Below are 22,732 nucleotides of genomic sequence, written 5' to 3'. Positions count from 1 at the left end.
GCTGGCGTCAGCGTTGCGAAGCGCCTCCCCGGATGCGAGCCAGCGCCGCAAGACGGTCCTCATCCGCCTCGCGGATCAGCGCCTGTTGCTCGGGCGACAGCGGCCGCCCCAGGTCCATCTCCAGCGCCGCGATCAGGCGCGATACCGCCACGGTGATGCGGCGCTCGTCCGGCATCGCACGACGCACCTGCTCGGGGCGGACTGCCACGATCCGGGCCACCCGGGCGACGAAATAATCCTCGACCCGCTTGTTCTCCGCCCTCACGAAGGCGGCCTGAGACGGACTCAGTGCGCCCTGCCCGGTCGGTTGCGCCTGCAGCGGCGCAGCAATGGCGCAGAACGCGAGCGCTGCGAACAGCACTCGCATGGTGCGCGGCATCGACACTTTCATCCTTTCGTCCGCCGCGCGAAAATCACGGCAACAGGATCGTGGAACCCGTGGTCCGGCGCGCCTCCAGATCCGCGTGCGCCCGCGCCGCCTCGCGCAGCGGATAGCGCTGATTCACGTTTATCCGGACCTTGCCGGACTCGACCATGCCGAACAGGTCCTCGGCCATCTCGACGAGGTCCGGGCGCTTCGCGACGTACGTAAAGAGCGTCGGGCGGGTCACGAACAGCGATCCCTTTTGCGCCAGCACCTGGAGATCGACCGGCGGCACCGCGCCGGATGCAGCCCCGAACAGGACCATCATGCCCATCGGACGCAGACAGTCGAGCGAGGCCATGAAGGTCTCCTTGCCGATCGAATCGTAGACGACCGCGACACCGGCGCCGGACGTGATCGCCTTTACCCGCTCGGTAAAGTCCTCACGGGTATAGACGATCGGATGGTCGCAACCGTGGGCACTGGCCAATGCCGCCTTTTCGTCGGAACCGACCGTGCCGATCACGGTTGCACCGAGTGCCTTGGCCCACTGGCACACGATCAACCCCACCCCGCCGGCCGCCGCGTGGATCAGGATGGTGTCGCCCGGCTGCACCCGATAGGTTCGACGCAACAGGTACTGCGCGGTCAGACCCTGCAGCATCATCGCCGCGCCCTCCTCGGACGAAATCGCCTGCGGCAGCTTCAGCAACCGATCGGCCGGCATGTTGCGCACCTCGGCGTATGCGCCGATCGGCCCACCCGCGTACGCGACCCGGTCACCTACGCGCAGGTCGGTGATCCCGGACCCGAGCGCCTCGACCACGCCCGCCCCTTCGAGCCCGATGCCGGATGGCAACTGCAGCGGGTACATGCCGGCGCGATGATAGGTGTCGATGTAGTTCAGTCCGATCGCCTCGTGGCGCAGCTGGACCTCGCCTTCACCGGGCGGGTCGAGCGTGACAGCCTCCCAGGTCAGGACTTCCGGACCGCCGGTACGGTGAATGCGAATCGCGTTGGGCATGTCAGCTTCCTTGGTTAGTGGATCGGGAACATCAGGACTCCGCCTCGCGGCGGCGCTGCTCATGGGCATCGACGACCGAGATTGCGGTGATGTTCACGAGGCGGCGGACCGTCGCCGACGGGGTCAGGATGTTCACGGGCAGCGCGGCCCCGAGCAGGATGGGACCGACCGAGACCCCATCGCCATTGGCGATTTTCATCAGGTTGAACGAGATGTTGGCTGCGTCGACGTTGGGCATGATCAACAGGTTCGCGTCCTCGGACAGCGTCGAGCCCGGATGGACGCGGTCACGAATCTCCGGATCGAGCGCCGCATCACCATGCATCTCGCCATCACAGATCAGCTCGGGTTGCGTCGCCTGCAGGATGTCACGCGCGGCCCGCATCTTGCGTGCCGATGCCGAACTCGAACTGCCGAAGTTGGAGTGCGACAGCAGGGCCACGCGGGGTTCGATACCGAAGCGCTGGAGTTCCTGGGCCGCCATCCGGGCAATCTCGGCCACCTCTGCGGCGTCCGGATTCTCGTTCACATAGGCATCCGATATCGCCAGCATGCGCTTGGGCAGCAACAGAAGATTCATCGCGGCCAGCAGCCTGGCGCCCTTCGCCAGACCGATGACGTCCTCGACCTGCTTAAGATGATACTCATACGTGCCGAAGGTGCCGCACACCATTGCATCGGCGTCGCCGCGGCGCAGCAGCATGCAGGCAATCAGCGTGGTATCGCGGCGCATCTTGGCCTTGGCGATCTCCGGCGTGACACCGTCGCGGCTCAGCAGTCGATAATATTCGTTCCACAGCTCACGGTAGCGTGGGTCCGATTCCGGATTGACCACATCGAAATCGCGCTCGGGGACCAGATTGAGCCCGATCTTCGCGATGCGCATCTCGATCACGCTCGGTCGCCCGATCAGAATCGGCCGGGCGAGATCCTCGTCGATGACCACCCGCACCGTATGCAGCACGCGTTCGTCCTCACCCTCGGCGAAGATCACCCGCTTCTGCGCCGCCGGTATCGCCTTGGCTGCGTTGAACACCGGCTTCATCACGATGCCGGACTGATAGACGAAGTTGGTCAGGCTGGCGGCGTAGGCTTCGAAATCCTCGATCGGCCGGGTGGCGACACCGGACGCCATCGCCGCCCTGGCCACCGCCGGCGCGATCTTGACGATCAGGCGCGGATCGAAGGGCTTGGGAATGATGTAGTCCGGCCCGAAGGTCAACTCCTCGCTGCTGTAGGCGGACGCGACGATATCGCTTTGTTCGGCGCGAGCGAGTTCGGCGATCGCCTTCACGCAGGCAAGCTTCATCTCCTCGGTGATCTTGGTCGCGCCGACATCCAGTGCGCCACGGAAGATGAACGGAAAACACAACACGTTGTTGACCTGGTTCGGATAGTCGGAACGCCCCGTCGCGATGATGCAGTCGGGACGGACCTTCTTCGCATCCTCCGGAAGAATCTCCGGATTCGGATTCGCGAGCGCGAAGATCAGCGGTCGATCCGCCATGCGGGCCACCATTTCCGGCTTCAGCACACCTGCGGCGGACAGTCCGAGAAAGACGTCCGCCCCCTCGATGACCTCGCTCAGCGTGCTGGCATCGGTGGTCTGCGCGTAACGCGCCTTGTTCGGTTCCATGTTCTCGTCGCGGCCCACCCGGATCACGCCCTTGGAGTCGCACACGAAAACGTTCTCGCGCTTGAGGCCGAGACCGACCATCACATCGAGGCACGCGATCGCGGCCGCGCCTGCGCCGGAGCACACCAGCCTGACCTGGTCGATCTGCTTGCCGACCACCTGGAGCCCGTTGATGAGCCCCGCCGCCGAAATGATCGCGGTGCCGTGCTGATCGTCATGGAAGACCGGAATATTCAGCCGCTCGCGCAGCTTCTGCTCGATGTAGAAGCACTCCGGCGCCTTGATGTCCTCGAGATTGATGCCCCCCAGCGTGGGCTCGAGTGACGCGATGATGTCGATGAGCTTGTCCGGGTCGTTCTCGGCCAGCTCGATGTCGAACACGTCGATGTTCGCGAATTTCTTGAACAGGCAGCCCTTGCCCTCCATCACCGGCTTGGACGCGAGCGGGCCGATGTTGCCCAGCCCGAGTACCGCCGTGCCGTTCGTCACGACGCCGACCAGATTGCCCCGCGAGGTCAGTTCCTGTGCCTGACCCGGGTCGGCGACGATCGCGTCGCAGGCGGCGGCCACCCCCGGCGAATAGGCCAGCGCGAGATCACGCTGATTGGTCAAACCCTTGGTCGGAACCACCGATATCTTGCCGCGGGTCGGCAGGCGATGGTAGTCGAGTGCGGCGGTGATGAAATCCTGTTCCATGTTCTCCCCTTTGGAGTGGCGGCCTTGTTGTCTGGTGTCCGGGCTACAGGCGTGGAAGTTTATCCCAGCGCCTACCCGATTGGCAGCCTTCCCGGTGCATCGAGTCCGCATCAGCGCGCTGGATGCAGCAATGCGCAGCGGGCACACACGGTGCCCGCGGGTTCGCGCGCAGGACGTCATGACCGGATATCAAGCAGTCGACCCGGATTTTTGGCAGAATCACGCAAAACTACAGGGGACAAGGGGCTATGCGCAGAGTGGTGTTCAATCAGAAGGGCGGTGTCGGCAAATCCACGATCACCTGCAATCTCGCCGCCATCAGCGCCCACGTCGGCAAGCGCACACTGGTCGTGGACCTGGACCCGCAGGGCAACTCGACCCACTACCTGCTCGGCGTGCCCGGCACCGAACTCGAGACCACGCTGGCCGACTTCTTCGACCAGACGCTGAACTTCAAGCTCAACCCCAAGGACACCGGCGAGTTCATCGTCGAGAGTCCGTACCCCGGACTGCATGTCATGCCCTCTCATCCGGGCCTCGAGGATCTTCAGGGCAAGCTGGAATCACGCTACAAGATCTACAAGCTGCGCGATGCGCTCGATGAACTCGCGGACGACTACGACCTGATCTATATCGACACGCCGCCTGCGCTGAACTTCTATACGCGGTCGGCACTGATCGCCGCCAACGGCTGCCTGATCCCATTCGATTGCGACGATTTTTCGCGTCGCGCGATCTACTCCCTGCTCGACAATGTCGAAGAGATCAAGTCCGATCACAATCGTGATCTCGAGGTCGAGGGGATCGTCGTGAATCAGTTCCAGCCGCGCGCCAGCCTGCCGCAGAAAGTGGTCAGGGAGCTGATCGACGAAGGCTTGCCGGTGCTCGCACCGTACCTGTCGTCCTCGGTGAAGATCAAGGAATCGCACGAGCAGTCGCGCCCGATGATTCATCTCGATGCGCGGCACAAGCTGTCGCAGGAATACGTGCAGTTGCACGATACCCTGGCACGCAAGTACGGCGCCTGAGCACGCCGCCGGGGGTCCGTCCTACCCCATCCCCACCCCGACCCTCCCCTTGAAGGGGAGGGTGTAGTCCGCCCTCGGTGGATCCTCAGCAGGCCTCGAGCTTGGCCACCGACAGCAGCAACCACTTCAGTCCGTCCGGACCGAAATTGACCTGTACCCGCGCATCGGAGCCCCCGCCTTCGGACGCCACGATCACGCCCTGACCGAAGCGCGCGTGGCGTACCGACTGCCCGATTCGCAGACCACCGAGTTCGGGCGCACGCGAAGGCTCGCGAACCGGCGCGGACGCAGTCCTGCTGGGCTGGTAATACGCGCCGAACCCCTGACCGCCCGCGCGCGGGCGCGGGCTGGGCGGTGACAGCCACTTGGTCAGCCCTTCCGGAATCTCCTCGAGGAATCGCGAACGCAGGTTGTAGCGGGTCTGGCCGTGCAGCATGCGGCTTTGCGCAAACGACAGATAGAGCCGCGCCCGCGCGCGGGTGACCGCGACATACATCAGGCGCCGCTCTTCCTCCAGACCCTCCTTCTCCAGAATGCTGTTCTCGTGCGGGAAAAGGCCTTCCTCCAGGCCGGACAGGAATACCGCATCGAACTCGAGGCCCTTGGCCGCATGCACCGTCATCAACTGCACGGCTTCGGCCCCGGCATCGGCCTGATGGTCCCCGGCTTCCAGAGACGCATGGGCCAGAAAGTCGGTCAGCAGCGCATGCGGCTCGGCCAGTGCCTCCGCATCCGCAGTGGCCTCCCCGACGAAGTTCGACGCGGCGTTGATCAGTTCGTCCAGGTTCTCCAGGCGCTCCTGACCCTCCTTTTCGCTGCGGTAATGCTTGCGCAGGCCGGATGCGTCGAGCACGTGATCGACCAGTTCGGGCAGCAGCAGTTGCCGCGTATCGCGTCGCATGTCCTCGATGAGCCGCAGAAACTGCGCCAGCACCGTGCCCGGCTTGCCGCTCAGGTGCGGAACGGTGGCGTAGAGGCTGGTGTTCCAGGTGCGCGCGGCCTCCTGCAGGGCCTCGATGGAACGCGAGCCAATGCCGCGCGTCGGAAAATTGACCACCCGGCTGAACGCGGTGTCGTCGTCCGGGTTGGCGATCAGACGCAGATAGGCCAGCGCGTGCTTGACCTCCTGACGCTCGAAAAAGCGCAGGCCACCATAGACGCGGTAGGCGATGCCGACCGAAAACAGCTGATGCTCGAGGACGCGCGACTGTGCGTTGGAACGGTAGAGCAGCGCGATGTCGGAGCGGCTCATGCCGTCGCGCACCAGCGACTGCACCTCCTCGACCACCCAGCGCGCCTCGTCCACATCGCTGAAGGCTTCGAACACCCGAATTGCCTCGCCGCTGCCATGCTCGGTCCACAGGTTCTTCCCCAGGCGCCCGGTGTTATGCACGATGATCGCGTTCGCGGCATCCAGGATGTTGCCGTGAGAACGGTAGTTCTGCTCGAGCCGGATCACGTTCTTCACCGCGAACTCGCGCTCGAAGTCACGCATGTTCCCGACCTCGGCGCCGCGAAAGCGGTAGATCGACTGATCGTCGTCACCGACGCAGAACAGCGACGCTCCGCCCTCGCGTCCGTCATCGGCCAGCAATTTCAACCAGCGATACTGCAGTCGATTGGTATCCTGGAATTCGTCGACCAGGATGTGACGGAATCGCCGCTGGTAATGGCGTCTGATCGGTTCGTTGCGCTCGAGCAATTCGAAAGTGCGTAGCAGCAGTTCCGCAAAATCCACGACCGACTCACGCTGGCATTGCGCTTCGTACTCGGTGTAGAGCTCGACACGGCGGCGGGTATGGTCATCCCAGGCTTCGACCGCATGAGGACGCAGGCCCGCCTCCTTCTGGGCATTTATGAAATGCTGGAGATCGCGCGGCGGATAGCGTTCGTCATCGACGTTCAAGGCCTTGAGCAGACGTTTTATCGCTGCGAGTTGATCGGCCGAGTCGAGAATCTGGAACAACTGGGCCAGACCGGCGTCGCGGTGATGGGCACGCAACAAACGGTTACACAGTCCGTGGAAGGTGCCGACCCATAGGCCGCGCGCCGAACGCCCGAACGACAGGGGCAACATGGCCGACAGGCGCGCGAGCATTTCCTTGGCCGCCTTATTCGTGAAGGTCACCGCCAGCACGCCCTGCGGATCGACCTGTCCGGTCTGCACCAGCCACGCGATGCGCGTGGTCAGAACGCGCGTCTTGCCTGATCCTGCTCCGGCGAGGATCAGCGCATGCTGGGGTGGAAGCGTGACAGCCTGGAGTTGTTCGTTATTGAGGTTTACGAGCAGATCTGACATCGAGGAATCCTGGGTTCGAGTCGGGATTCTACCGCCTCGGCAAGCGCCGACCGACCGAACCGCAGTCTTTCACACGCGGCAAGCCGCGTTGCACCGACACGACACCGCCCTTGATGTTGTCCGACCAATCGGTTAATTTGAAATTGTGCACTGCATCAAATCCGGGAACTTATTTGCAGTTAAATGACTCGAATCAAGTGAAATCCCAGCAAGAACGGTATAGTCCGAAACACCAAAACTTACTGCAATGCATCATAACATTGCCGTAACAGACGTTCCCACTCACAAGGCCGGGAATGCCTGATCAAGCCCTGACCGGGCCGAATGGAGAGTAAATCATGAAAACCCCGAAACTTCTTCCGTGGTACGCCCGCAAGGCCGGGGTATCGACCGAACGGGCCAGAGTATTGTGGCGCAAGGCTGTGCGTGAATCCACCGACAAGACCGGCTGGGTGGGCAATGCCGAGTACTGGGGCGAAGCCATGCACACTTTCCGGGAATTGCTGGCCAAGGAAGAACGCACGCTGTGCGAACCCGACGTCACGCCCTTCCTGCGTAGCCAGAATCGACTGTGGCGCCTGCCGATGAACGCGATCGAAGACATCTGCATTGCGATGTCTTCCGCCTGGCAGCGCAACCACGGCCCGGATCGCCACGCGACCTGACCGCCGGACGGCACGACAGCCTGCTAGCGCCTTCCAGCGAGATTCGGGCATCCAGCGCATGCGGATGCCCGATTTTTTTGCTGCGGCTTTCGAACACCGCTGCGCGCGTACCCGTCGGCACGGCGGTGCTTCACGGTATAATCCGCCGTTTATCACGCCCCCAGCCCGAACACCCACCATGCAGGAAAAATACAGCCCCGCCGAGATCGAATCCGCCGCCCAGCAGCACTGGAACGACACCGGGGCGTTCACCGCCACCGAGGACCGCTCCCGGCCCAAGTACTACTGCCTGAGCATGTTCCCGTACCCTTCGGGCAAGCTGCACATGGGCCATGTGCGCAACTACACGATCGGCGACGTGCTGGCGCGCTACTACCGCATGCGCGGTTTCAACGTGCTCCAGCCCATGGGCTGGGACGCGTTCGGCATGCCGGCCGAGAACGCGGCGATCCAGAACAACGTGCCGCCGGCGAAGTGGACCTACGCCAATATCGATTACATGAAGGGGCAGTTGAAGCGCCTCGGCTTCGCGATCGACTGGTCGCGTGAGTTGGCGACCTGCACACCGCAGTACTACCGCTGGGAACAGTGGTTGTTCACGCGGCTCTATGAGAAGGGACTGATCTACAAGAAACTCGGCACGGTGAACTGGGACCCGGTGGACCAGACCGTGCTCGCGAACGAGCAGGTGATAGACGGACGCGGCTGGCGCAGCGGCGCGCTGGTGGAAAAGCGCGAGATCCCGATGTACTACATGAAGATCACCGCCTATGCTGACGAGCTGCTCGACGCGCTCGACGGCATGCCGAACTGGCCCGAGCAGGTCAAGACCATGCAACGGAACTGGATCGGTCGCTCGGAGGGGGTGGAGATCCATTTCCCCTACGATCTGTCCACGATCGGCCAGCCCGGCATTCTCAAGGTCTTCACTACGCGCGCCGACACGCTGATGGGCGCGACCTACGTGGCGGTCGCACCCGAGCACCCACTGGCGACCCTGGCCGCGAACGGCGACCCGGAACTGGCGGCCTTCATCGACGAATGCAAACACGGCGGCGTGTCCGAAGTCGACCTCGCGACGATGGAGAAGAAGGGCATGCCGACCCGGCTGCGTGTCGTCCATCCACTGTCCGGCGAATTCATGCCGGTGTGGGTCGCCAACTACGTGCTGATGGGCTACGGCGAGGGCGCGGTGATGGCGGTGCCGGCCCACGATGAACGTGACTTCGCGTTTGCCACGAAGTACGGCTTGCCTATCAGGATGGTGGTGCGCTCCACCCGTGACGCCTACGAGGACACGCGTGCGCCGTGGCAGGAGGCCTATGCCGAACAAGGCCGGTTGGTCAATTCCGGCCAGTACGACGGCCTGCATTTCCAGGATGCGGTCGATGCGATCGGTGCCGACCTTCAGGCGCGTGGGCTTGGCCTCAAACGCACGCAGTATCGGCTGCGCGACTGGGGCATTTCCCGCCAGCGCTACTGGGGTTGTCCGATCCCGATGATCCATTGCGACGCCTGCGGCGACGTGCCGGTGCCGGACGACCAGTTGCCGGTCGTGCTGCCGGAGAACGTCGAGGTCACCGGTCGCGGTTCGCCCCTGGCGAAGATGCCCGAGTTCTACGAGTGCAGCTGCCCCCGCTGCGGCAAGACCGCGCGACGCGAGACCGACACGATGGACACCTTCGTCGAGTCGTCCTGGTATTTCCTGCGCTACGCCTGCAGCGACAACGACGCTGCGATGGTCGACCAACGGGTCAACTACTGGGCCCCGGTCGACCAGTACATCGGCGGTATCGAGCATGCGATCCTGCATCTGCTCTATTCACGCTTCTTCACCCGTGCAATGCGCGACTGCGGCCTGGTCGAAACCTCCGAACCCTTCACCAACCTGCTGACCCAGGGAATGGTGGTGGCCGAGACCTATTACCGCGATCTCGGTGACGGCAAGAAGCAGTGGATCAACCCGTCCGAGGTGGCCGTCGAGCGCGACGAGAAAGGCCGCATCGTCGGGGCCCGCCTCATCGCCGACGGCCACCCGGTGGTCATCGGCGGCATCGAGAAGATGGCCAAGTCCAAGAACAACGGCGTCGACCCGCAGGCGCTGGTCGACGCATACGGCGCCGATACCGCCCGCCTGTTCATCATCTTCGCCTCCCCCCCCGACCAGCAACTCGAATGGTCCGACTCCGGCGTGGAAGGCGCGTTCCGATTCCTTCGCAGGGTATGGAACTACGGCGCCACCTACTGCGCCGAGACCCGCCCCCGCCTGCCACGCGAGCGTACATTGGGCAGGTCCGAGCTGCCGGCCGCCCTGGCAGACGTACGCCGCGAGATCCACGTCCATCTCAAGCAGGCCAACTACGACTTCGGCAAGCACCAGTTCAACACCGTGGCTTCGGCCGCGATGAAGATTCTCAATGCGCTGGAGAAGGCGCCCCGCGACCACGCCTGCGCGCATGCCGAACTCGCCGAGGAAGGCCTGTCCATCCTGCTGCGCCTGCTGTCTCCGATCGCGCCGCATCTGACCCACGCGCTGTGGCAGGAGTGCGGTTTCGACCATGACATCCTGTCCGCTGCCTGGCCCGAACCGTCGGAGGACGCGCTGCGCCGGGACGAAATCGAACTGATGCTGCAAATCAACGGCAAGCTGCGCGGAAGCATCAAGGTGGCGGCCGAGGCCGCGACCGCGGAGATCGAGGCCACCGCAATCGCGGCGGACGCAACCCAGCGGTTCACCGAGGGCAAACCACCGCGCAAGGTCATCGTCGTGCCAGGGCGCCTGGTCAACATCGTCGTCTGAGGACACCCCCCATGTCACGCGGCAGATTCCTGGTCCTGATCCTCGCCTCCCTGGTCGCCACGTCGCTGATCAGCGGTTGCGGTTTCAAGCTGCGCGGCCCGCAGCCACTGCCGTTCGAAACCATCCATGTCGGCGCGGACCCCAACACCGAGTTCGGCGCGGCGGTACGTCGACGCATCGCCACCAGCGGCACGACGGTCGCGATCGAGGATGCCGCAGCGGCCGACGCGCGCGTCGAGATCCTGCGCAATCGCCGCACCCAGGACATCCTGTCCCTGTCGTCGGCCGGCAAGGTGAGCGAGTTTCAGCTCAACCAGGCCCTGACCTTCCGCGTGATCGATCGGGCCGGCACGGCGCTGATACCGGCCACGACGATCTCGGCGCGACGCGACTATACCTTCGACGACTCGCAGGTCATCGCCAAGGAGCAGGAGGAGGCGCTGCTGTGGCGTGACATGGAGAACGACCTGCTTCAGCAGTTGATGCGCCGCCTCGCCGCAATCGGGCCGTGAATCTTCGTCCCGAGCAGCTCGCATCCCACCTGCACAAGCCGCTCGCGGCACTCTACGTGCTGCACGGCAATGAACCCTTGCTGGTGCTCGAGGCGGCCGACGCGATCCGTGCCGCCGCGCGTGGTCAGGGATTCGACGAGCGTGAAACCCTCGTCGTCGGCCAGGGTTTCAAATGGGACGCACTGACGCTGTCCGCCGGCAATCTGTCGCTGTTCGGCGGACGCAAGATCATCGATCTGCGCATCCCCACCGGCAAGCCGGGTCGCGACGGCGGCGATGCACTGCAGCGCCATGCCGCCAGACAGGACAGCGATACGCTGACCGTGATCACGCTGCCCGAGCTCGACTGGCAAACCCGCAAGAGCGCCTGGTTTCGCGTGCTGTCCGACGCCGGGGTCAGCATCGAACTCAACGCACCGGAACGCGAACGCCTGCCTGACTGGATCGCGCAACGTCTGGCGCGGCAGAAGCAATCCGCCTCGGCCGACGCGCTGCAGTTCATCGCCGAACATGTCGAAGGCAATCTGCTCGCCGCGCACCAGGAGATCCTGAAGCTCGGCCTTCTTCATCCCGAGGGCGCCTTGACGCTGCAGGATGTCGAAGCCGCAGTGCTCAACGTCGCCCGCTACGATATCGACAAGCTTCGCCAGGCCGTGCTCGAGGGCGACCCGGCACGGTGCACCCGCCTCATCGAGGGCCTCCGGGCAGAAGGTGTGGCCCCGCCGTTGGTGCTGTGGGCGCTGGTCAACGAGATCCGCACGCTGACGGCGTTTCGTGGCGGCCAGGACGCGGGCCAGTCGCTCGCGGCGATGTTCAGGTCGGAGCGCATCTTCGACGATAAGCGCAAGCAGGCCTTGCAGCGTGCGCTGCCCCGGCTGCAAACCCCCGCGCTGCGGGCCGCGCTGCTGCATGCGGCAAAGATCGACCGGATCATCAAGGGCCTGGTCGAGGGCGACATCTGGGACGAGTTTCTGATGCTCGCACTGCGCATCGCGCGCCACTGAACGACCGGTCGGTGTCGCCGGGCACCATCGATCAGCCGCCCCCGAGCCGCCCCCCCTGGAGAAACGCCAGCCGACGCGTGGGGCGCCAGCGAGAAGATCGGCTCTGCCGGGCGTGATCCGTTCGCCCGGCCCCGATGTTGCGGTGACGCGGTGCCGATGCGATCCGGCCGAACTACAATAGGGCAAACATCCCATTCAATGACCGAACCGGAACCGATGGACATTCAGACCACCATGCAATCACTGGGGCAGCAGGCCCGCAGCGCATCGCGCAGGCTTGCCGCCGCATCGACCGAAGCCAAGAACAACGCGCTGATCGCAATTGCGACCGCGATCCGCCGGCGCGCGACCGAACTGCTGGCCGCCAATGCGCAGGACCTGGACGAGGCCCGCAGTGCCGGTCTGGAAGCGGCCCTGCTCGACCGGCTGACGCTGGATACACGCGGCATCGAGGCCATGGCGAGCGGGCTGGAACAGATCGCGTCGCTGCCCGACCCGGTCGGCGAGATCACCGACGTGAAGCGTCGCCCGTCCGGCATCCAGGTGGGCAGGATGCGCGTGCCGCTGGGCGTGATCGGCATCATCTACGAGGCCCGCCCGAACGTTACCGCGGACGCCGCCGGGCTGTGCCTGAAGTCCGGCAACGCCGCGATCCTGCGCGGCGGCAAGGAAGCCCTGCACAGCAACCAGGCCATCGCGTCCTGTGTACGGCAAGGCCTGCTCGACGCCGGCCTGCCCGAGACTGCGGTGCAAGTGGTCGATACCACCGACCGGGCCGCCGTCGGGTATCTGATCACGATGCCCGAGTTCGTCGACGTGATCGTTCCACGCGGCGGCAAGAGCCTGATCGAACGCATCTCGCGCGAGGCCCGAGTACCGGTGATCAAACATCTGGACGGCAACTGCCACGTCTATATCGACCGCGACGCGGATCCGGACAAGGTCGTGCCGATCGTCGAAAACGCGAAGACGCAGCGCTACGGCACCTGCAATACCGCCGAGTCGCTGCTGATCGACGCGACGGTCGCGAAGCGCTACCTGCCGCTGCTCGGTGCGATGTTCGCGCGCAAACAGGTCGAGATGCGCGCATGCCCGACCGCGCTGGCCATACTGCGCGATGCCGGCATCGCATCGGCGAGCCTCACCGCCGCCACCGAACAGGACTGGTACGAGGAGTATCTCGCGCCCATCATCGCGATCAAGGTGGTCGAGGACCTCGATCAGGCGATCGAGCACATCAACCGCTACAGTTCCGGACACACCGAGGCCATCGTCACCGAGCATTACACCCGCGCGATGCGCTTTCTGCGCGAGGTCGATTCCGCGTCGGTGATGATCAACGCATCGACCCGGTTCGCGGACGGTTTCGAGTACGGACTCGGCGCGGAGATCGGCATCTCCACCGACAAGATCCACGCCCGCGGACCCGTCGGGCTGGAAGGGCTGACCAGCCAGAAATGGATCGTGTTCGGCGACGGTCAGATTCGACGCTGACCCGACATTCGACCGGATCATGCGATGAAATCCGCCTGCGACGCGCTCGAACCCGCCACCCTGGCACAGATCGACGATTTCGCCGACACGATCTGGCTGGAGGACGGGCTGTCACGCAATACGATCGCCGGGTATCGCAGCGATCTCGCACTGTTCGCGAGCTGGCTCGCGCGTCGCAAGCGCGACCTCACGCAGGCCGGCCGTGCCGACCTGGCGGACTACCTCGCCGATTTCAGTGCGCGCGCCAGCCCGGCCAGCCAGCGCAGACTGTTGTCGGCCTGGCGTCGCTATTACCGTCACCTGATCGAGCGGGGCACGCTTGCCGAGGATCCGACCGCACTGATCGATCCGCCCATGCGCGCCGAACGCTTCCCGAAGAGCCTGTCCGAGGCGCAGGTCGAGGCCCTGCTGGAGGCGCCCGACACGGATACGGCCATCGGCCTGCGCGATCGCTGCATGCTCGAGGTGCTCTACGCGAGTGGTCTGCGGGTATCCGAACTGGTCGGGCTGAAAATGTTCTCGGTCAGCCTGCAGGAGGGGGTCTTGCGGGTCCTTGGCAAGGGTGACAAGGAACGACTCGTACCGCTGGGCGAAAGCGCGGTGGAATGGCTGGCGCGCTACCAGCGCGATGCCCGGTCCGTGATCCTGGACGGCAAGCCCTCGGATCACGTCTTCGTCACCCGCTTCGGTCGGGGCATGTCACGCCAGATGTTCTGGCGCATCATCAAGCAGTATGCGGTGACCGCCGGCATCCGCAGCGCAAGCCTTTCTCCCCACACGCTGCGCCATGCCTTTGCGACGCACCTGATCAACCATGGCGCCGATCTGCGAGTGGTGCAGATGCTGCTCGGACATGCGGACATCTCGACCACGCAGGTCTATACGCATGTCGCACGGGAGCGACTGAAATCGCTGCACGCCGCGCATCACCCGCGCGCCTGAGTCAATCCGACAGTTCCGGTTCAACGCCTGCGCAGTTCGAACACGGAAGACAGTGAAGGCCCGAGCAATGTCCAGAACCCAGCCACATGCCCCGGAAACACCGGCAACCCGTCTCCTGAAGCAGAATCGGATCCCCTACTCCACCCATCTCTACGAATACGAAGAACATGGCGGCACCGGCCTGTCCGCGCACGCACTGAATCTGCCGGAGCACGCGATCGTGAAGACGCTGATCATGGAGGACGAGAATGCAGCCCCGCTGATCGTGCTGATGCACGGCGATCGCAAGGTGTCCACCAAGGAACTCGCGCGGCAAGTCGGCTGCAAGCGGATAGACGCGTGCCGGCCGGATGTCGCAAACCGCCATTCCGGCTATCTGATCGGCGGAACGTCACCATTCGGCACCCGAAAAAGCATGCCGGTCTACATGGAGAAGACGATTCTCGATTTGCCCCTGGTACACATCAATGGCGGAAGGAGAGGATTCCTGGTGGGTATTCACCCCCATGATCTATTGAAACTGCTTGAACCGAAATTGGTGACCGTAGCGCTGGAATAGGCGCGAGAATTGACCGGAAGGAGTTTCTTTTCCGGGTCCTTTTCGTTTTTCCGCTATTCATCCGCGGCGATTGAATGGCAGAATTGCGTCATTGCGTATTCGCATCCGCGTCGATGCGTAATGCAATGAAATGAATCCGCGATACCGGTGCAATAATATTCGAATAGGGAGACCGAATGGACCTCAGCTCGATGTCGATTTCCGACCTGCGTCGACTTCAGACGCGTGTCGGCAATGAACTCCAGCGACGCAGTGAAACCACCAAGCGTGCGCTGGTCAAAAAGATAAAGAAAATGGCGGAAGATGAAGGTCTTTCGCTCGAAGAGGTCATCGGAGAAATGGCCCAGACCGACGCCAGGACCGAAAACGCGCCGCGCAAACGCGGCCCCAAAGCGACGCTGAAAAAAGGCAACAAGCTCCCACCGAAATACTTTCACCCGGAGAATCCGGAAAAGGGCTGGAGTGGCCACGGGCGCAAGCCGCAATGGATCATCGATTGGCTCGCGCAGGACAAACCGCTGCAGGCGCTGGAAAGGCGCTACGAAAACTGATCCCACCGGCAGTGCCGCCCACCTCGAGCACCTGCCGGATACAGGACCCTCCTAGACGGGCAGGCTGGCGTCAACGCCATACACGTCGGCGCTCACCTCCCGATGATCAGCCGGCATGCTCGGGCAGGGAACGACCGTCCTTCCCGCGCTGAATGAACACGCCCACCCTGCTCACACCTTTCATCACGCCGACTTTTGCAATTCTGAGCTTGACCCATGGTGCACCGAATTCATTGAACAACAAGGCTACGACAAATTCGCCAAGGGTTTCGATCAGATTGAAATGCCGTTCGGCCAGATCTGCGCGAATGCGGTCGACCACCTCGGCATAATCGATCGTGTCGTCTATATTGTCTCTTTCAGCCGCCGAGTCCGGCACGCCAAAGGTCAGGTTCAATTCGACCGACTGGGGCGTCGCCTTCTCGCGGGCATAGATTCCAACCCAGGCCTGAACGCGCAGTTCTTCGATGAAAATGAAATCCATGAGGTTTCCCGATTAGAATCCGGGCAATTCTAGCAGGCCGATCGACAGCCGAGGAAACCGCCGGATTCGCGCGATGCACAGGCCTTGACGGGCGATCCGAGACCGGGCGAACAGACCGGTCAGGAAGCGCGCCATTTCGACGCCGAACCCAGCGTCGCCCCCGTCCCATCCCGACACGACTCGACACACCATGACACTCATTCTGCTCGCCATCGTCGCTTATCTCATCGGTTCCATTCCATTCGCAATCCTGTCCAGCCGGCTGTTCGGTCTGGATGATCCGCGCCAGTACGGCTCCGGGAACCCCGGCGCGACCAACGTGCTGCGCAGCGGCAACAAGGCGGCTGCGATCGTCACGCTGGCGGGCGACTGCGCGAAGGGCTGGTTTGCGGTGTGGCTCGCCACGATGCTCGGTTTCAGCGCAGGTGAAGCCGCGCTGGCCGGGCTGTGCGCGCTGTTCGGCCATGTCTTCAGCGTATTTCTGCGCTTCAAGGGCGGCAAGGGCGTGGCCACCGCGCTCGGCGTGCTGGCCGGCATAAGCCCCTTGATCGCCCTGATCGCGCTGGCGACCTGGCTCCTGGTCGCCTTCACCACCCGCTACTCGTCGGCGGCCGCACTGGCAGCGGCGGCGATCACGCCGGTCTCCGGCCTGATCCTGATCGACGATCGCCCGGTGTTCGGGGTGCTGCTGGTCATGGCCGCGGTGCTGGTCTGGCGCCATGCCGAGAACATCCGCAAACTGAAAAACGGCACCGAAGGAAAGATCGGCGCACAAAAACGTTGAGCGAGGTTGCAGTTCAGCCTCCCACCGCCGGCCGCTGAAGCTCCGCCAGCGGCCAGCGCGGTCTGACCTTGATCGCCGCGCCCGAACCGTGCGAGCGTGCGCCGAGCGGCCCCGCCTGCCCTTCGCCCGCGAGCATGCGCAGCGCACCCGCGAATGCGATCATCGCGCCGTTGTCCGTGCACAACTCGGGTTCCGGGTAGAACACCTGCGCCCGTTCGCGCTCCGCAGCGGCATTGAGCCGTTCGCGCAAGCGTCGGTTGGCGCCGACTCCGCCGGCAACCACCAGTTGCGCGAGACCGGTCCGATCCAGCGCGGCGAGCGATTTGGCACACAGCACGTCGACCACGGCCTCCTGAAAGTCGGCTGCGAGATCGGCGAGATGTCGATCCGACCACTGCGTGCCACTGACCACGTGCAATACCGCGGTCTTCAGTCCGCTGAAACTGAAGTCGAGATCCCCGGAGCGCAGCATCGGCCTGGGCAGCGCGAATCGTCCGGCCTGGCCGCTCGCAGCCAGCGCGGCAAGCTGCGGGCCGCCCGGGTAGCCGAGCCCCATCAGTTTCGCGGTCTTGTCGAACGCCTCGCCGGCCGCATCGTCCAGCGTCTCGCCCAGCAGCACGTAGTCACCGACCGCGGAAACCGACATCAACTGGGTGTGACCGCCCGACACCAGCAGCGCGACGAATGGAAACGCCGGGGGTGCCGCCGACAGCAGCGGGGACAACAGATGCCCCTCCAGGTGATGGATCGGCAAAACCGGGATGTCGAGAGCGAGCCCGAGCGACTCCGCGAAACTCGCGCCGACCAGCAATGCACCGGCCAGGCCTGGTCCGGCGGTATAGGCAATCGCATCGATATCGGCCATCGAGCACCCGGCCACCTCGACCGTCTGACGCACCAGCGCAGGCAACAAGCGGATATGGTCGCGCGACGCGAGTTCCGGCACGACCCCTCCATAGGCCGCATGGAGGTCGATCTGCGAATGGACGCGATGTCCGAGCAACCCCTGAACGCTGTCGTACACTGCGACACCGGTCTCGTCGCAGGAAGTCTCGATGCCCAACACCTTCATGGCGGTCAAATCATCACCTGGCAGTGCCCTGGATTCTGTCGAACCCGAGTTTAGCGTGTTCATGCTGCGGCCGACAGCGGGCGCTGCGCGCTTCGGACACCGGCTCCAGCAGCCTGGCAGGCACGGATCCGCTAAGCCTCGCCGAACTCGCTCAAGCGCCACCGCCACGCCTTCCGGATCGACACGGGCCTTGCATCCGGAGATGGGGTGTCGCTATAATCGTCGTTTATCTGCATCCCAAATAACCAAGGACTTCCGTAATGCCGGGTATTCGCGTAAAGGAAAACGAGCCGTTTGAAGTTGCGATCCGCCGCTTCAAGCGCACAATCGAAAAAACCGGTTTGCTGACCGAATTGCGTTCGCGTGAGTTCTACGAAAAGCCCACCGCTGAGCGTAAGCGCAAGCTCGCCGCAGCCGTCAAGCGCAATCACAAGCGCCTGCGCAGCCAGATGCTGCCGCCTAAGCTGTACTGATCGCACGCCTGACCGGCAGGATATTCCACACCGGGCGCGGACCACAGGGTTCGCGCCCGGTGTGGCTTTTGTACTGCAGAAAACCGTGCCACCCTTGAGATGATCCCGCAGTCGTTCATCCAGGACCTGCTCGCCAGGGTCGACATCGTCGATGTCATCGAGCGCCACCTCACGCTGAAGAAGGGCGGCGCGAACTATTTCGCCTGCTGCCCGTTTCATGGCGAGAAGACCCCTTCCTTCTCGATCAGCCCGGCCAAGCAGTTCTACCATTGTTTCGGCTGCGGCGTGCACGGCAACGCCATCGGCTTTCTGATGGAGTACAGCGGACTGAGCTTCGTCGACGCGGTCACTGAACTCGCGCGCCACGCCGGCCTCGAGGTACCGCATGAACAGACGCCCGGCAACCGCTTTGCCCCCCCTCCGGCCGAACAGGACGCGCTGATCGAAGCGCTGGCAAATGCAGCACGCTTCTATCGCGAACAACTCCGGCACAGTGCTGCCGCAATCGACTACCTGAAGCGCCGCGGCCTCACCGGTGAGATCGCGGCCCGCTTCGGTATCGGCTATGCGCCGGACGACTGGCAGGGGCTGCAGAAGGCGTTTCCGGCCTACGATGCCCCATCCCTGCTCGACGCCGGCCTGGTCATCGAGAACGAGGCAGGACATCGCTACGACCGCTTTCGCAACCGGATCATGTTCCCGATTCAGGACCGTCGCGGCCGAATCATCGCGTTCGGGGGCCGGGTAATGGATCAGAGCGAACCCAAGTATCTGAACTCGCCCGAGACACCCTTGTTCGAGAAGGGTCGCGAACTGTACGGCCTCGTGCAAGCGCAGAAGGCGATTCGCGACACCGGTTTCGCGCTGGTGGTCGAGGGCTACATGGATGTAGTGTCGCTCGCCCAGTTCGACGTATCGAACGCGGTCGCCACGCTGGGCACGGCCACGACCCCGCATCACATCAAGGCCCTGCTGCGTCACACCGAGCGGATCGTGTTCTGTTTCGATGGGGACGCCGCCGGACGCAAAGCGGCGTGGCGAGCTCTGGAATCCGCGCTCGAAGCGCTGCGCGACGACGTCACCCTGGCTTTCCTGTTTCTGCCGGAACGGCACGATCCGGACTCGTTCGTGCGCGCCGAGGGGGCCGACGCCCTCCGGCAGGCCGCGCAGCGCGCAACCCCGCTGGCCGGTTTCCTGGTCGATGAGCTGACGGCCGAGCTGCCACTGGACACGGCCGAGGGCCGTGCACGGCTGGTCCACGATGCCCGGCCGCTGGTGTCCAAGGTCGGCGCGCCGCTGCTGCGCCTGCAACTGGTCAAGCGCATCGCCGAACTGAGCGGCCTGAGCCAGCGCGAGGTCGAGACCGCGTTCGGGCTCGCCAGGCCAGTACAGCGGCGCAACACCGGCAGCGCTACCCCTTCGGGCACGACGCCCAGCCGGTCATCGAACACGCGCAATCGGCGCAAGCCCACGACGCCGGTCGGCACCCTGCTGCGCCTGGTCCTGCAGCATCCGGCATGGATCGCGCGCCTGCCGGTCGACCTCGTTCCGCTCGACGACGACGAAGGACGCGCACTGGCGGCGCTGATCGACGCGATGAGTGTCGGAGATATCGAACCGAACTGGGATCTGGGCGCGCTGGTCGAAGGATTCAGGGACACGCCGAGCGAGGCCACCCTGTCACGGGCCGCAGCAGATCTGGTCGGCACCGACTACGATGAAAACGTGATCGAAACCCTTTTCGAAGACACCGTGCGAAAACTGCATGCCGACGCGATCAACGACCAGATCCTGGTGCTTGCGCAACAGGAGCGTGAGCATGGCCTGTCCAATGCCGATCGCCACCGGCTCGCAGAGCTTCTGATGGAAAAACGGAACCTCGTCGGCAAGACTCAAGACTAAGAATTTATAGTATAATTTACGGTTTCCTCGATTAATCTATACCGCGATTCAAGGAGCGCCATGGCCCGCGAAAAAGCTAAAGGTTCGCGCAAGGACAGCCCCAAGGGGCGCACCCCCAAAGCCCGGAAGAAGGTCGAAGCGATCGCTGCAGCGAGCCAGGCAGCCGTGCCGCTCGACCCTGAACTCCGTCGAACGCAACTCAAGACCCTGATCACGCTCGGCAAGGAACGGGGTTATCTGACCTACGCGGAGATCAGCGATCACCTGCCCGACGATGTCGCGGACGCGGAGCAGATCGAAGGCATCATCGCGACCTTCAACAACATGGGCATTCAGGTGTTCGACGAGGCTCCAGCCGCCGAAGACCTGCTGATGTCGGATAACGTGCCGTCTACGGTCGACGAGGACACCGCCGAAGAGGAGGCCGAACAGGCGCTGTCATCGGTCGACTCCGAGTTCGGCCGCACCACGGACCCGGTGCGCATGTACATGCGCGAGATGGGTACGGTCGAACTGCTCACACGCGAGGGCGAGATCGAGATCGCCAAGCGCATCGAGGAAGGCCTTAAGCACATGGTGCAGGCGATCTCGGCCTGCCCGACCACCATCGAGGAGATGCTCGAGTCCGCGCAGAGGGTCTCCAATGACGACATGCGCATCGATGAACTGATCGACGGACTGATCGACCCGACCGCCAATGAAGCTGCCGCTGACAGCGCGGAAGAGCAGTCCGACGAGGCTCTCGACGAAGGCAGTGACGAGGAAGAATCCGACGACGATTCGGACGGCGAGGGGGAAGAAGGAACATCCGCCGACGACAACGAGGACGAGGACGACGAGGAGACCGCCGCCGAGAAGGAAGCCGCCGCAAACGCCGCGACGTTGCTGAAACTCAAGAACGATGCGCTGGAACGGTTCGCGCGCATCGACGACCTGTACAAGCAGCAACGGGCCTCGGCCGAAGCGCAAGGTCCCGCCAATGACGCATATCGCGCCCTGCAACGGCAGATTTCGGACGAACTGCTGAACATCCGCTTCACCGCCAAGACGATCGAGCGCCTGTGCGACTCGGTCCGGCACATGGTCGAACAGGTGCGCGGTCACGAGCGCCAGATCCTGCGCCTGTGCGTCGATCGCGCCGGCATGCCGCGACAGCATTTCATCAAGATCTTCCCGGGCAGGGAGATCGACCTTGACTGGCTCAAGGACGAGATCGCTGCAGGAAAGGATTACGCCGAGGGCCTGATGCGGGTTCATCCCGCCGTGCTCGAGGAACAGCAAAAACTCATCGATCTGCAGGACCGCATCGGCATCTCGCTCAAGGAACTCAAGGACATCAACCGCCAGATGTCCACCGGCGAAGCCAAGATGCGCCGCGCCAAGCGCGAGATGACCGAGGCCAACCTGCGCCTGGTAATCTCTATCGCCAAGAAGTACACCAACCGCGGCCTGCAGTTCCTCGACCTGATCCAGGAAGGCAACATCGGCCTGATGAAGGCCGTCGACAAGTTCGAATACCGTCGTGGCTACAAGTTCTCGACCTACGCGACCTGGTGGATCCGTCAGGCGATCACCCGCTCCATCGCAGACCAGGCGCGCACCATCCGCATCCCGGTGCACATGATCGAGACGATCAACAAGATGAACCGCATCAGCCGTCAGATCCTGCAGGAGACCGGACAGGAGCCCGATCCCGCGACACTGGCGGAGAAGATGGAGATGCCCGAGGAGAAGATCCGCAAGATCATGAAGATCTCCAAGGAACCGATCTCGATGGAAACGCCGATCGGCGACGACGACGATTCGCACCTGGGGGACTTCATCGAGGATCAGGCCACGCTGGCACCGGCCGACGCCGCGATGTTCTCCAGCCTGCGCGACGCCACCGGCGAGGTCCTGGATTCACTGACGCTGCGCGAGGCCAAGGTCTTGCGGATGCGCTTCGGCATCGAGATGAACACCGATCACACGCTGGAAGAAGTCGGCAAGCAGTTCGACGTCACCCGCGAGCGGATCCGGCAGATCGAAGCCAAGGCCCTGCGCAAGCTGCGCCACCCCAGCCGTTCGGAGCGACTGCGCAGCTTCCTCGACAGCGACAGCTGAAACCTGACCCCGATCATCGCGCGCCACCGTCCCGGGGCGCGCCGATCGTCAGGACGAACCGCGGCGGCGGACAGTCGCCGGTCCCGTCGATGGAGTAGGATTCAAATGCAGTACCGGGCCTATAGCTCAGTTGGTCAGAGCAGGCGACTCATAATCGCTTGGTCGGGGGTTCAAGTCCCTCTGGGCCCACCAATAACAAAACCCCAACCGTTTTCGGTTGGGGTTTTTTCTTGCCTGATCGCGCCGGTTCCCACGTGTTGTTGGGGGTTCCTGCGGAAGCCTGCGGACTTCGGCAGCCGCCCGAAGTGGCCGTTCCGGGCCACATTCCACTCTCTCCTGG

At 63.8% G+C, this 22,732-nt stretch carries 19 protein-coding genes and 1 tRNA gene; 14 read left to right on the top strand and 6 right to left on the bottom strand.

Translation table 11 applies throughout. From position 1 onward, the window contains the following. Positions 1-7: 7 nt before the first annotated feature. From ACKVEX_RS15595 to ACKVEX_RS15585, 3 genes are read right to left on the bottom strand one after another with little or no spacing between them, the layout of a single operon-like run. Positions 8-379: a hypothetical protein gene (locus ACKVEX_RS15595; RefSeq protein ID WP_473216661.1), complete on the bottom strand. Its 372-nt coding sequence runs from the start codon at positions 377-379 to the stop codon at positions 8-10. A 34-nt stretch (positions 380-413) separates the two neighbouring features. Continuing rightward, entirely contained in the window at positions 414-1,388 is a 975-nt protein-coding gene (locus tag ACKVEX_RS15590; RefSeq protein ID WP_473216660.1) for a quinone oxidoreductase family protein, read from the bottom strand. A 31-nt stretch (positions 1,389-1,419) separates the two neighbouring features. Next, positions 1,420-3,720, bottom strand: a complete 2,301-nt coding sequence (locus ACKVEX_RS15585; RefSeq protein WP_473216659.1) for an NADP-dependent malic enzyme — start codon at positions 3,718-3,720, stop codon at positions 1,420-1,422. A 248-nt stretch (positions 3,721-3,968) separates the two neighbouring features. Between ACKVEX_RS15585 and ACKVEX_RS15580 the strand changes: the two genes are divergently transcribed. Next, complete coding sequence (locus ACKVEX_RS15580) at positions 3,969-4,748, top strand: ParA family protein (protein ID WP_473216658.1); 780 nt, start codon at positions 3,969-3,971, stop codon at positions 4,746-4,748. An 85-nt stretch (positions 4,749-4,833) separates the two neighbouring features. On the opposite strand, the gene ACKVEX_RS15575 is transcribed toward ACKVEX_RS15580, so the two are convergent. Next, a complete protein-coding gene (locus ACKVEX_RS15575) occupies positions 4,834-7,047 on the bottom strand; it encodes a UvrD-helicase domain-containing protein (RefSeq protein ID WP_473216657.1) in 2,214 nt (737 codons plus the stop codon). Positions 7,048-7,385: 338 nt separating this feature from the next. On the opposite strand from ACKVEX_RS15575, the gene ACKVEX_RS15570 reads away from it, so the two are divergent. The 8 genes from ACKVEX_RS15570 (at position 7,386) to ACKVEX_RS15535 (ending at position 15,574) form a co-directional block, all read left to right on the top strand. Next, complete coding sequence (locus ACKVEX_RS15570; RefSeq protein ID WP_473216656.1) at positions 7,386-7,712, top strand: hypothetical protein; 327 nt, start codon at positions 7,386-7,388, stop codon at positions 7,710-7,712. Between the two features lie 178 nt (positions 7,713-7,890). Then, on the top strand, positions 7,891-10,512 hold the full coding sequence (gene leuS, locus ACKVEX_RS15565) for a leucine--tRNA ligase (RefSeq protein WP_473216655.1): 2,622 nt from the start codon (positions 7,891-7,893) through the stop codon (positions 10,510-10,512). Positions 10,513-10,523: 11 nt separating this feature from the next. Then, entirely contained in the window at positions 10,524-11,024 is a 501-nt protein-coding gene (locus ACKVEX_RS15560) for an LPS-assembly lipoprotein LptE (protein WP_473216654.1), read from the top strand. Beyond that, positions 11,021-12,028, top strand: a complete 1,008-nt coding sequence (gene holA, locus ACKVEX_RS15555) for a DNA polymerase III subunit delta (RefSeq protein WP_473216653.1) — start codon at positions 11,021-11,023, stop codon at positions 12,026-12,028. The genes ACKVEX_RS15560 and holA overlap by 4 nt, the downstream gene beginning before the upstream one ends. 216 nt (positions 12,029-12,244) lie before the next feature. Continuing rightward, a complete protein-coding gene (locus ACKVEX_RS15550; protein ID WP_473216652.1) occupies positions 12,245-13,522 on the top strand; it encodes a glutamate-5-semialdehyde dehydrogenase in 1,278 nt (425 codons plus the stop codon). A gap of 24 nt (positions 13,523-13,546) precedes the next feature. Further along, on the top strand, positions 13,547-14,464 hold the full coding sequence (xerD, locus tag ACKVEX_RS15545) for a site-specific tyrosine recombinase XerD (protein WP_473216651.1): 918 nt from the start codon (positions 13,547-13,549) through the stop codon (positions 14,462-14,464). 67 nt (positions 14,465-14,531) lie between these two features. After that, positions 14,532-15,023: a Cys-tRNA(Pro) deacylase gene (ybaK, locus tag ACKVEX_RS15540; protein ID WP_473216650.1), complete on the top strand. Its 492-nt coding sequence runs from the start codon at positions 14,532-14,534 to the stop codon at positions 15,021-15,023. 176 nt (positions 15,024-15,199) lie between these two features. After that, on the top strand, positions 15,200-15,574 hold the full coding sequence (locus ACKVEX_RS15535; RefSeq protein WP_473216649.1) for an H-NS histone family protein: 375 nt from the start codon (positions 15,200-15,202) through the stop codon (positions 15,572-15,574). Positions 15,575-15,680: 106 nt separating this feature from the next. Here the strand turns inward: ACKVEX_RS15535 and ACKVEX_RS15530 are convergent, their stop codons facing one another. Next, on the bottom strand, positions 15,681-16,058 hold the full coding sequence (locus ACKVEX_RS15530) for a dihydroneopterin aldolase (protein ID WP_473216648.1): 378 nt from the start codon (positions 16,056-16,058) through the stop codon (positions 15,681-15,683). A 190-nt stretch (positions 16,059-16,248) separates the two neighbouring features. On the opposite strand from ACKVEX_RS15530, the gene plsY reads away from it, so the two are divergent. Next, positions 16,249-16,842, top strand: coding sequence for a glycerol-3-phosphate 1-O-acyltransferase PlsY (gene plsY, locus ACKVEX_RS15525; RefSeq protein WP_473216647.1), 594 nt, complete (start codon positions 16,249-16,251; stop codon positions 16,840-16,842). A 13-nt stretch (positions 16,843-16,855) separates the two neighbouring features. Here plsY and tsaD read toward each other — a convergent pair whose 3' ends face one another. After that, positions 16,856-17,914 (bottom strand): tRNA (adenosine(37)-N6)-threonylcarbamoyltransferase complex transferase subunit TsaD, encoded by a 1,059-nt coding sequence (tsaD, locus tag ACKVEX_RS15520; RefSeq protein ID WP_473216646.1) that lies wholly within the window; start codon positions 17,912-17,914, stop codon positions 16,856-16,858. Between the two features lie 260 nt (positions 17,915-18,174). Between tsaD and rpsU the strand changes: the two genes are divergently transcribed. The 4 genes from rpsU to ACKVEX_RS15500 all read left to right on the top strand — a co-directional run bounded on the left by rpsU (position 18,175) and on the right by ACKVEX_RS15500 (position 22,584). Then, positions 18,175-18,387, top strand: coding sequence for a 30S ribosomal protein S21 (gene rpsU / locus ACKVEX_RS15515; protein WP_473216645.1), 213 nt, complete (start codon positions 18,175-18,177; stop codon positions 18,385-18,387). 99 nt (positions 18,388-18,486) lie between these two features. Continuing rightward, a complete protein-coding gene (dnaG, locus tag ACKVEX_RS15510; protein ID WP_473216644.1) occupies positions 18,487-20,289 on the top strand; it encodes a DNA primase in 1,803 nt (600 codons plus the stop codon). A 60-nt stretch (positions 20,290-20,349) separates the two neighbouring features. Next, complete coding sequence (rpoD, locus tag ACKVEX_RS15505; RefSeq protein ID WP_473216643.1) at positions 20,350-22,392, top strand: RNA polymerase sigma factor RpoD; 2,043 nt, start codon at positions 20,350-20,352, stop codon at positions 22,390-22,392. A 115-nt stretch (positions 22,393-22,507) separates the two neighbouring features. Beyond that, a tRNA-Ile gene (locus tag ACKVEX_RS15500) sits at positions 22,508-22,584 on the top strand. The last annotated feature ends 148 nt before the right edge of the window (positions 22,585-22,732 follow it).

The sequence above is a fragment of the Denitraticella aggregata genome (assembly GCF_048158365.1).
Classification (GTDB): domain Bacteria; phylum Pseudomonadota; class Gammaproteobacteria; order Burkholderiales; family Rhodocyclaceae; genus Azoarcus_F.
This window is presented reverse-complemented; position numbering and strand designations above follow the sequence as displayed.

Coding starts and splice junctions, on each gene's coding strand:
- ACKVEX_RS15595 (WP_473216661.1), bottom strand. CDS start 379: ATGCCGCGCACCATGCGAGTGCTGTTCGCAGCGCTCGCGTTCTGCGCC.
- ACKVEX_RS15590 (WP_473216660.1), bottom strand. CDS start 1,388: ATGCCCAACGCGATTCGCATTCACCGTACCGGCGGTCCGGAAGTCCTG.
- ACKVEX_RS15585 (WP_473216659.1), bottom strand. CDS start 3,720: ATGGAACAGGATTTCATCACCGCCGCACTCGACTACCATCGCCTGCCG.
- ACKVEX_RS15580 (WP_473216658.1), top strand. CDS start 3,969: ATGCGCAGAGTGGTGTTCAATCAGAAGGGCGGTGTCGGCAAATCCACG.
- ACKVEX_RS15575 (WP_473216657.1), bottom strand. CDS start 7,047: ATGTCAGATCTGCTCGTAAACCTCAATAACGAACAACTCCAGGCTGTC.
- ACKVEX_RS15570 (WP_473216656.1), top strand. CDS start 7,386: ATGAAAACCCCGAAACTTCTTCCGTGGTACGCCCGCAAGGCCGGGGTA.
- leuS (WP_473216655.1), top strand. CDS start 7,891: ATGCAGGAAAAATACAGCCCCGCCGAGATCGAATCCGCCGCCCAGCAG.
- ACKVEX_RS15560 (WP_473216654.1), top strand. CDS start 10,524: ATGTCACGCGGCAGATTCCTGGTCCTGATCCTCGCCTCCCTGGTCGCC.
- ACKVEX_RS15550 (WP_473216652.1), top strand. CDS start 12,245: ATGGACATTCAGACCACCATGCAATCACTGGGGCAGCAGGCCCGCAGC.
- xerD (WP_473216651.1), top strand. CDS start 13,547: ATGAAATCCGCCTGCGACGCGCTCGAACCCGCCACCCTGGCACAGATC.
- ybaK (WP_473216650.1), top strand. CDS start 14,532: ATGTCCAGAACCCAGCCACATGCCCCGGAAACACCGGCAACCCGTCTC.
- ACKVEX_RS15535 (WP_473216649.1), top strand. CDS start 15,200: ATGGACCTCAGCTCGATGTCGATTTCCGACCTGCGTCGACTTCAGACG.
- ACKVEX_RS15530 (WP_473216648.1), bottom strand. CDS start 16,058: ATGGATTTCATTTTCATCGAAGAACTGCGCGTTCAGGCCTGGGTTGGA.
- plsY (WP_473216647.1), top strand. CDS start 16,249: ATGACACTCATTCTGCTCGCCATCGTCGCTTATCTCATCGGTTCCATT.
- tsaD (WP_473216646.1), bottom strand. CDS start 17,914: ATGAAGGTGTTGGGCATCGAGACTTCCTGCGACGAGACCGGTGTCGCA.
- rpsU (WP_473216645.1), top strand. CDS start 18,175: ATGCCGGGTATTCGCGTAAAGGAAAACGAGCCGTTTGAAGTTGCGATC.
- dnaG (WP_473216644.1), top strand. CDS start 18,487: ATGATCCCGCAGTCGTTCATCCAGGACCTGCTCGCCAGGGTCGACATC.
- rpoD (WP_473216643.1), top strand. CDS start 20,350: ATGGCCCGCGAAAAAGCTAAAGGTTCGCGCAAGGACAGCCCCAAGGGG.